General features: G+C 69.6%; 8 protein-coding genes. 5 read left to right on the forward strand and 3 right to left on the reverse strand.

The annotated features are described in order from the left end of the window. The first annotated feature begins 8 nt into the window (after window positions 1-8). Together NLF94_RS20020 and NLF94_RS20025 are read left to right on the forward strand one after the other, a co-directional pair. Window positions 9-554, forward strand: a complete 546-nt coding sequence (locus NLF94_RS20020) for a cation:proton antiporter regulatory subunit (RefSeq protein WP_254839405.1) — start codon at window positions 9-11, stop codon at window positions 552-554. A 3-nt stretch (window positions 555-557) separates the two neighbouring features. Further along, window positions 558-1,760, forward strand: coding sequence for a cation:proton antiporter (locus tag NLF94_RS20025; RefSeq protein ID WP_254839406.1), 1,203 nt, complete (start codon window positions 558-560; stop codon window positions 1,758-1,760). Window positions 1,761-1,766: 6 nt separating this feature from the next. On the opposite strand, the gene NLF94_RS20030 is transcribed toward NLF94_RS20025, so the two are convergent. Beyond that, window positions 1,767-2,060: a translation initiation factor eIF-1A gene (locus NLF94_RS20030; RefSeq protein WP_256558664.1), complete on the reverse strand. Its 294-nt coding sequence runs from the start codon at window positions 2,058-2,060 to the stop codon at window positions 1,767-1,769. A gap of 71 nt (window positions 2,061-2,131) precedes the next feature. Beyond that, complete coding sequence (locus tag NLF94_RS20040; RefSeq protein WP_350355836.1) at window positions 2,132-5,194, reverse strand: replication factor C small subunit; 3,063 nt, start codon at window positions 5,192-5,194, stop codon at window positions 2,132-2,134. A gap of 96 nt (window positions 5,195-5,290) precedes the next feature. Here NLF94_RS20040 and NLF94_RS20045 point away from each other — a divergent pair, with 96 nt between their 5' ends. The 3 genes from NLF94_RS20045 to NLF94_RS20055 are packed head-to-tail and all read left to right on the forward strand — an operon-like array spanning window position 5,291 to window position 6,933. Further along, window positions 5,291-6,325: a bactofilin family protein gene (locus NLF94_RS20045; RefSeq protein ID WP_254839407.1), complete on the forward strand. Its 1,035-nt coding sequence runs from the start codon at window positions 5,291-5,293 to the stop codon at window positions 6,323-6,325. Window positions 6,326-6,378: 53 nt separating this feature from the next. Next, a complete protein-coding gene (gene samp2 / locus NLF94_RS20050; protein ID WP_254839408.1) occupies window positions 6,379-6,579 on the forward strand; it encodes a ubiquitin-like small modifier protein SAMP2 in 201 nt (66 codons plus the stop codon). A gap of 3 nt (window positions 6,580-6,582) precedes the next feature. After that, window positions 6,583-6,933 carry a GNAT family N-acetyltransferase gene (locus NLF94_RS20055; protein ID WP_254839409.1) on the forward strand — a complete coding sequence of 117 codons (351 nt, stop codon included), beginning with the start codon at window positions 6,583-6,585 and terminating at the stop codon, window positions 6,931-6,933. A gap of 11 nt (window positions 6,934-6,944) precedes the next feature. Here NLF94_RS20055 and NLF94_RS20060 read toward each other — a convergent pair whose 3' ends face one another. Further along, window positions 6,945-8,342, reverse strand: a complete 1,398-nt coding sequence (locus NLF94_RS20060; RefSeq protein WP_254839410.1) for a phosphohexomutase domain-containing protein — start codon at window positions 8,340-8,342, stop codon at window positions 6,945-6,947. Window positions 8,343-8,390: the final 48 nt, after the last annotated feature.

Consider the following 8,390-nt stretch of genomic DNA (forward strand, 5'->3'; position numbering starts at 1 on the left):
CGGTCGGTATGACCGTCTACGAGTCGGACCTGCCGGGCGTCGGCAAGAAGTTCGAGGTCGAGATCGACGACGGCGAGCGGCTGGTCGTCGTCACGCACAACACCGGCAAGCGGGAGGTGTTCCGGCGGCGGGGCGACGACGACGCCGAGAAACTGTTCGAGCTGTCCGACCGACTGGCACGCCAGGTCGGAACCATCCTCGAGGGAGCGTACTTCCAGCCGGTCGTCACCGAGTCGACGGAGACGATGCTCGGCGAGGACACCCTCTTCGAGTGGGTGGCGGTCGTCGAGGGGTCGGAACTGGTCGGGCGGACGCTGGCGGACCTGGACTTCCGGGAGGCGACCGGTGCCTCCGTGGTCGCCGTCCAGCGCGACGGCGAGACGGAAGCCAACCCCGGAGCCGACACGACGGTCCGGGCCGGCGACACGCTGATAGTCGTCGGCTCCCGGGCCGACTGCGACCGCGTCGAGCGGCTGGCGGCCGGGGCGACCGACCCCCACGAGACGGCCGCCGAGGCGGCGGAGTCCCCCGAATCCGACGACGAGGACGCCTGAGGGATGGCGGCGCTGCTGCTGGAGGCCGGTGCCCTCTTCGCCGTCCTCGCCGTCGCCGGGACGGTCGCCGCCCGCCTCGACCTCTCGGTCATCCCGTTCTACGTCGTCGCGGGGATGCTCGTCAGCCCCGCCGTGCTGGGGCGGGCCGGCTACCCCGCGCTACGGGATCAGGAGTTCGTCACGCTGCTGGCGGAACTGGGCATCGTCTTCCTGCTCTTCTTCCTGGGGCTGGAGTTCAGCCTCGACCGCCTGCTCGAAGCGAAGGAGAACGTCGGCAAGTCGGGACTCGTCGACCTCGTCGTCAACTTCCCGGCTGGCGTCGTCGTGGGGCTGGCGCTCGGCTGGTCGGCCCTCGAGGCGGTCGTCCTCGGCGGCATCGTCTACATCTCCTCGTCGGCCGTCATCACGAAGTCGCTCATCGACCTCGGCTGGATTGCCAACGACGAGGCCCAGCCGATGCTCGGGACGCTCGTCTTCGAGGACCTCTTCATCGCGGTGTATCTGGCGGTGGTCTCGGCGGTCCTCGTCGGGGGCGGGGGGATCGCCGCCGTCGCCACCGACGTCGCCGTCGCCGTCGGCTTCCTGTTCGTACTCGTCGTGGCCGTCTACCGGGGCGGCGAGTACTTCGAGCGCTACCTCGATGTCGGCTCCCGGGAACTGTTCGTCGTGCGGGCGGTCGCGCTCACCGTCCTCGTCGGCGGTGGCGCCCTCGCTTTGGGCGTCAGCGAGGCCGTCGCCGCCTTCTTCGTCGGGATGGGATTCTCGGGCACCAGCCACGTCCACGACCTCGAATCCCGCCTGACGCCGCTGCGGGACGTCTTCGCCGCCGTCTTCTTCCTGGGGATCGGTCTCAACACCGATCCGGCCGTCTTCGCCGACCTCGCCGTCGTCGGACTGCTGGCAGTCCTCGTCGTCGTGACGACGCCGACGAAGCTACTGTCGGGCTTTCTCGGCGGCCGCATCTACGGTCTCTCGGACCGCCGGAGCCTCCGGGTCGGTCTCGGCATGGTCACTCGCGGGGAGTTCTCGCTCATCATCGCCGCGCTGGCGGCGGGCTCTGGGGGCTCGGCGGTACTGACCGAGACGATTCCCTCGGTGGCGGTCGGCTACGTCCTCGTGATGAGCATCCTCGGGACGGTGCTCATGCAGTACGCGGGCGTCTTCGACCGGTTCGTCGGGAAGAAGTCGGGGTCTACGACCGGATAAGCGTCCTCAGACGAGGTTCTCGAGGTGGCCCTCGCGCTGCAACTGGTCGGCGTTTGCGCCCTCGTAGCGCCACTCGATGTCGGCCTTCTCGTCCTGCCAGTCCCAGGGGTCGATGACGACGATGTCGTCGGTGTCGATCCACGTTCGGAACCGCATCCGGCCCGGAATCCGACCCATCCGCTTTTTGCCGTCGTCGCACTGCAGGCGCACGCGCTGACCGCCCAGCATCTCCGTGACGCGGGCGAACATCTCACCGTCCCCCGGCATCCGGAGGTCCTTCCGCTGTGTCTCTTCAGTCACACGATATATACGCGGCGGAGACGTTTAAGTAATCGCTTTTCGGGACGGGACCGCTCCACGGCCCGGCCCGCTCACCCGTCGTCGAGGGCCAGCGACGCCAGCAGTGCCTCCAGTTGGACCTGCTCGTTGGCGCCGGCCGTGATGCGGTAGTCGGCCTCGCCGACCCGCTCCATCAGCCGGACGGCCTCCCGCTCGGAGAGGTCGAACTCCCAGACGGAGCGGTGGAGCTGGTCGATGACGTCGCCGCCGGCGATGCCGACGTCCGTCAGCAGCGTGTCCAGTTGGGCCCGCGCGCCGGTGAAGTCGCCGTCCAGGGCCTTCTGCACCATCTCGCGTATCTCCTCGGGCCGGGCCGTCGAGGTGATGGTGTAGACGGCCTCCTCGTCGACGGTCTCGCCCATCACGGCGGCGGCCTGGAGGCCGTTTATCGCCTTCCGCATGTCGCCGTCGGCGGCGTACACCAGCGCCTCGACCCCGTCGTCGGTCACCTCGATGCCCTCGGCGTCGGCGATGGCGCGCACCTGTGCCTCGACGGCCTCGTCGCCCAGCGGCGAGAAGCGGAACACCGCACACCGCGACTGGATGGGGTCGATGATCTGACTGGAGTAGTTACACGAGAGGATGAAGCGGGTGTTGTCCGAGAACTGCTCCATCGTCCGGCGGAGCGCTGACTGGGCCTCGTCAGTGAGGGCGTCCGCCTCGTCGAGGAAGATGATGCGGTGGTCGTAGCCGCCGAAGGAGGCCCGCGCGAAGCTCTTGATGCGGTCCCGGACGACGTCGATGCCGCGCTGGTCGGAGGCGTTCAACTCGAGGAAGTTCTCCTGCCAGTCGTCGCCGTAGATCTCGCGGGCGATGGCGATGGCCGACGTCGTGTTGTGCATCACGGTCGGCACGTCGCCGGCGACGTAGTTTCGCGTCCGGGGAACCGTCAGGTCGTAGACCCGGCGTGATTCCTCCACCCGTTCGACCGATTCGACCTCGTCGATGTAGAGGTTGCCGCGGGCGAGGGCGTCCAGCGTCCGGAGACACTCCAGCACTTCGCTGGAGAGCATCCCAGCGGCGACCTCGCGGACCCGCTCCGTGACCGTGCGGAACCGGGTCGTCGTCGAAAGCGAGTGGTCGTCGTTCTCCAGCAGGTTGATGACGTCCGTCCCGAGCAGGTCGGTCCCTTCCGCGACGTGGCTGTACGGTACGCCGAGACGCTCGATGAGTGTACGTAGCTCCGTCTGGACCGTCTCGACGTCCGGCTCTCTCTCGACCGAATCGATGCGCTCGAGGAGTTCCGTCGCACGCTGACGCTCCGGGGTCCGGCGCCCGTCGGCGTACTCGAGCAACCGGTCGGACCTGACTCCCGTCTCGTCGCTGAGCGACCGCCGAACCGAAATCGGCTCGATTCGATTCCGCTCGTCGACCCACGCCGCCGGTATCGCCTCCACACGCTCGACGTCGTGTTCCAGCCGCTGGACCGTCTCGAGCGCCTCCTGGGCCGTCTCTATCCGCTCCGATGCGGCATCCAGTACGCGGTCGAGGTCCGCGAGGTAGCTGTCGTGGCCCGGCGTCTCGGGGTTCAGACTCCTCGTCAGCAGGTCGTCCTTCGGGAGATAGAGCGTTTCGCACAGGTCGTCGATGGCGGACTGGGCTGGTATCGTATCGTGGTTCGGATTACCCGTCCGTGCCGCGTTCTCCGAGAGCCGGTCGGCCTTGGTCCGTAGCGTGAACCCGATTCGTTCCTCGAACCGCGAGAGGGCCGACGCGCCCGAAAGATAGAGCACGTCGTACTCCCGCTTCTCACCGGTCCCGTTGGTCGCCGCTTTCGACTCGGTCTTTCGCCGTGTCGGGATTCCCTCCCCTGCGAGCAGATACGAGAGCAGCGTGACGATGTCCTCGTCTTTCTGTGTGAGTTCGACGATGCCCTTCTCGGTGACGTGGCCCTCGGCGTCGAAGACCGCCCGGAGGAACGCTCGACGCGGCTCCGCGGGTGCCCGGACGATGCCCGTACCGACTGCGTCGTCGTCGCACAGGACGGCAAAACAGCTCCGGAGATAGTGGACGACGGTCCGATTGTCGACGACTCGATACGGGACGCCCTTCTGTTCACCCCGTTTCGGGTCGACGCCGAACGTCTCCCGGGCGGCCTCGCTGAACGCCTCGAGGAGTCCCTCGTCGCTGTTGTAGAACTTGATTCGCGTGCGTTCGATCCGAGCCTCGCTCAACGCGAGGCCGAGGAACGTCGCGAGTTCGGATGTCAGTTCCCACGGTGGTTCGACCGGCTCCGAGCGGTTGTTGTTCGACGAGACGTGCTGAATCGCCTCGACGTGCTCGCGGAGGGTTTCCCGAGGAATACCGAGGGCGCGGAGGTGCGAGAGCGGACAGACCGTCGACGCCTCCCCGAGGTCTACGCCGGTTGCCTGCTGGCGATACTTCTGGACGGTTTTCGCGGGGATACCGGTCCGGTCGACTATCTCGTCGTCGGTTTCGCCCGAGCGAATGCCCTCGAACACCTCCTGCTTGTACCCGACGTGGTTCTCGGCGACCGTGATTCCGTGCCGCGCTGCGAGTTCCTCCGAGACGTGGACGAATATCCGGTCCCCGTCGAGTTCATCCAGCCAGTCGATGGAACCGTCGCTCTCCGGAAGCGGAGCCTCGCGTGGACGGACGACCCGGTCACCCGGGCGGAGGTCCGCCGCCGCCGACCACGAGAGGCCGTCCTCGTCGATGGTAAGCAGGCGGTGCTCCGGGGTGACCGCCGATTCGTTCCCGTCCCGGGTCGAGACGCGGACGAGCTCCTCGGCCTCCTTGCCGAACAGGTGCGACGGCGAGACGAACTCGAACTCGCCGTCGTCGAACGTGGCGACTTCCAGCGTCTCGTCCGGCGTACTGAATCCCTGCTGCTCTCCCACGATGTCTTCGATTCGCTCGACACCGTTACTCGTCAGGACCGGCGTTTCGCCGGTTACGCACTTTCCGGTCCCGGCCGGCCCCGCGAACAGAAGATGCGGCAAATCTTTCTGGTTGATGTACCGCTGCAGCCGTTCGGTGATGGCTTCGTGGCCGACGACGTCCTCGAGGCTCCGGGGGCGGTACTTCTCGATCCAGATCTCCCGCCCGGTGTCGACGGCGGCAGCCTCGTTCATGCCCGGTGGGTCGCTCCCGTCGGGCATAAACCCCGCGAGACGCCTCCGGCCGGGGCGTCCCCAAACCTATTTTTGGGCGCCCGGCGGGATTCGGGTATGCGCCGTGCTCTGGCAGTCGTCCTCGGTGTCGTACTGGTGCTGTCGCTTTTCACCGGCGTCACGGCGGCCGACACCCGCGCCGGCGGGACGGTCGTCGTCGACGAGGGCGAGACGGTCAACGGGCTCTCGGCGACGGCCGGGACCATCGTCATCGAGGGCACCGTCGACGGCGACCTCCGGGCCTACGGCGGCGAGGTCCGAATCGCCGAGAGCGGCGAGGTGACCGGCATCGTCCGGGCCTACGCGGGCGAGGTGCGAATCGACGGTACCGTCGGCGGGAACGTCCTCGCGTACGCCGGCAGCGTGAGGGTCGGCGAGACGGCCACCATCGACCGCTCGTTCGGCGCGGTCGCCGGCGACGTGGTCCTCGCGGGGCAGATCGACGGCGACGCCAACGCCTTCGCCGGCGAGATCACGCTCGCGCGGACGGCGACGGTCGGCGGCGACCTGACCTACGAGGGCGAACTCGACGACCGCGGCGGCACCGTCGACGGCGTGACACAGAAGACCCAGGACCTGGCGCTGTTCCCGCCGGCCGGCCCGCTGTCGGTCGTCTTTTCGGTGTTCATGTTCTTTGCGAACCTGCTCCTGGGAGCGATACTGCTGTACGTCGGTCCCCGCTTCGCCGACGCCGCCTACGAGACGGTCCTCACCGAACCGCTGCGGACCGGCGGGGCGGGGCTTGCAGCGGTCGGCGGCGTCGCCCTCGCCGTCGCGTTGCTCGCCATCACGATAGTCGGGTTGCCGCTCGCGGTCGCCCTGCTCATGCTCACCGTCGTCCTCGCGTGGGTGGCCGCGGTCTACGGCCGCTACGTCGTCGGGCAGTGGCTCCTGTCGTACACCGGACGGGAGAGCCGCTACCTCGCCCTGTTCGTCGGTGTCGTCGTGGTCGGCCTGCTCGGCATCGTCCCGTACCTCGGCTTCGCCATCCGGGCGGTCGTCTTCCTGATCGGGGCCGGTGTCGTCGCTCTGGCCTTGCTTCGGCTCTACGAACTGGTCACCGAGAGCCGGGGCGGTCTCTCGAGCATCTAGCGGCGCGCATCCCGAGGCGCCACGCTGAACAACTCCGGGTTCCTATCGGGCGTATGCGCGTGACGTGTGCGGTCGTCGGCGGGGACACCCACGACCTCGAGTTGGACGCCGAGGCGACCTACGGCGACGTGCTCGCGGCGGTCGGTCTCTCGACGCAGGAGGCGTCGGTCCTCGTGGACGGTTCGCCCGTCCCGGAGGACCGGCCCGTCGACGCCGATTCGGTTCGCGTCCTACGGCTCGTGAAGGGCGGCTGACCGATGGAGGTCCGCACCGCAGAACCGGGCGAGGCGACGGCCGCCCGCGGGATTCTCGACGCCGCGATGCTCGCCGTCGAGGAGGGTGCCCTGCGGCGAGGGACGACGCTCGTGGCCGTCGAGGAGGGTCGCCTGCTCGGGGCTCTCGTCCTCGACGGCGAGGCGGTTCACGCGGTCGCGGTCCGACCCGGGCGACGGGACCAGGGCGTCGGCACGGCGCTCGTCGACGCGGCCGCCGACCGCCGGGCGCGACTGACGGCCGGCTTCGACCCCGGGGTGCGGCCCTTCTACGAGGCGCTGGGGTTCGAGGTCACCTGCGACGGCGGGCGGTGTCGCGGCGTGCTCGACGCCTAGCGGTGGCCACCTCAGACCAGCGGCTCGACGATGCCGCGGCCGGCCGCGAGCAGTTCCTCGACCCGGTCGCGGTCGCCGGCCTCGGCGTAGACCCGCAGTTTCGGCTCGGTCCCGCTCGGGCGGACGAGCAGCCACGACCCGTCGGCCAGCAGTAGCTTGAACCCGTCGGCGGTGCCGACGTCGTCGACGGCGGTCCCTGCCACGCTGTCGGGTATCTCGTCGCCCAGGGCGTCGACGACGGCGGCCTTCCGGTCGTCGGGGCAGTCGACGCTGATCCGGTCCTGGACGATGTCGCCGTGAGTCTCGCGGAGGCGGTCGAGGCGGTCGTCCAGCGGTTCGGCGGCGTGGGCGGCGGCGACCAGAAGCGCGACCAGCACGCCGTCCTTGTTGCGGAGGTGGCCGGCGACGCCGAAGCCGCCGGACTCCTCGCCGCCGACGAGGGCGTCGTGGTCGGCCATCGCCGCGGCGACCCACTTGAAGCCGACCGGCGTCTCGTGGACCGCGTGGCCGTGGGCCTCGCCGATCCGGTCGATGAGGAACGTCGTCGAGACGGTCCGGACGGCGTCGCCGCCCGTCGCCGCTCCGACCGTTCCGTCCTCGAGCAGGTAGTCGTACAGCGCCGCGAACACCCAGTTGGGGTCGACGGCTCCCCGGTCGGGCGTGACGACGCCGAGGCGGTCGGCGTCGCCGTCGTTGGCCACGCCGAGTTCGGTCGCGCCGTTTCGGACGCGCTCGATTAGTTCTTCGAGTCGCTCGCCGGCGGGTTCCGGGGGTGTCCCGCCGAACTCCGGGTCCCGCTCGGCGCGGAGACGGACCACGTCCGCGCCCGCCCGCGAGAGCAGTTCGTCGGTGACGCCGCGGCCGCTGCCGTGCATCGCGTCGTGGGCGACGGTCAGCCCCGAGAGGTCGGCGTCGACGAACGCCAGGGCGTGTTCGAGGTACGGTTCGACGAGGTCGGTCTCCGTCACGGCGCCCCACTCGGCTTCCGGGCGGGGGTCGGGTTCGCGGAGACTCTCGGCCAGGCGGTCGGTGACCGCCGGCATGGCGGGGGCGCCGTCCGCGGGGACGAACTTGATGCCGTTGTACGTCGGGGGGTTGTGGCTGGCGGTCACCTGGAGCGCGCCCGAAAGCCCTCGGTTGGTGACGGTCCAGGCGACGACCGGCGTCGGGGTGTCGCGGTCGGGAACCAGGGCGTCGACGCCGTTGACACAGAGGACGCGGGCCAGTTCCTCGGCGGCCGCCCGCGAGCCCTCGCGGGGATCGTAGCCGACCGCCACCGTGGGTCGGTCGCCGGGGTCGGCCTCCGCCCGCACGTAGTCGGCGGCGGCCTGCCCGACGGCGCGGACCCGCGGCGTCGTGAACTCCTCGACGGTGGTCCGCCACCCGTCCGTGCCGAACTCGATGTCCATGCCGACGGCGTCGGGGGGGACCGACAAAAAGCCCGCCGTCGCGGGCGC

It is taken from the genome of Natronomonas marina, from assembly GCF_024298905.1.
Classification (GTDB): Archaea; Halobacteriota; Halobacteria; order Halobacteriales; family Haloarculaceae; genus Natronomonas; species Natronomonas marina.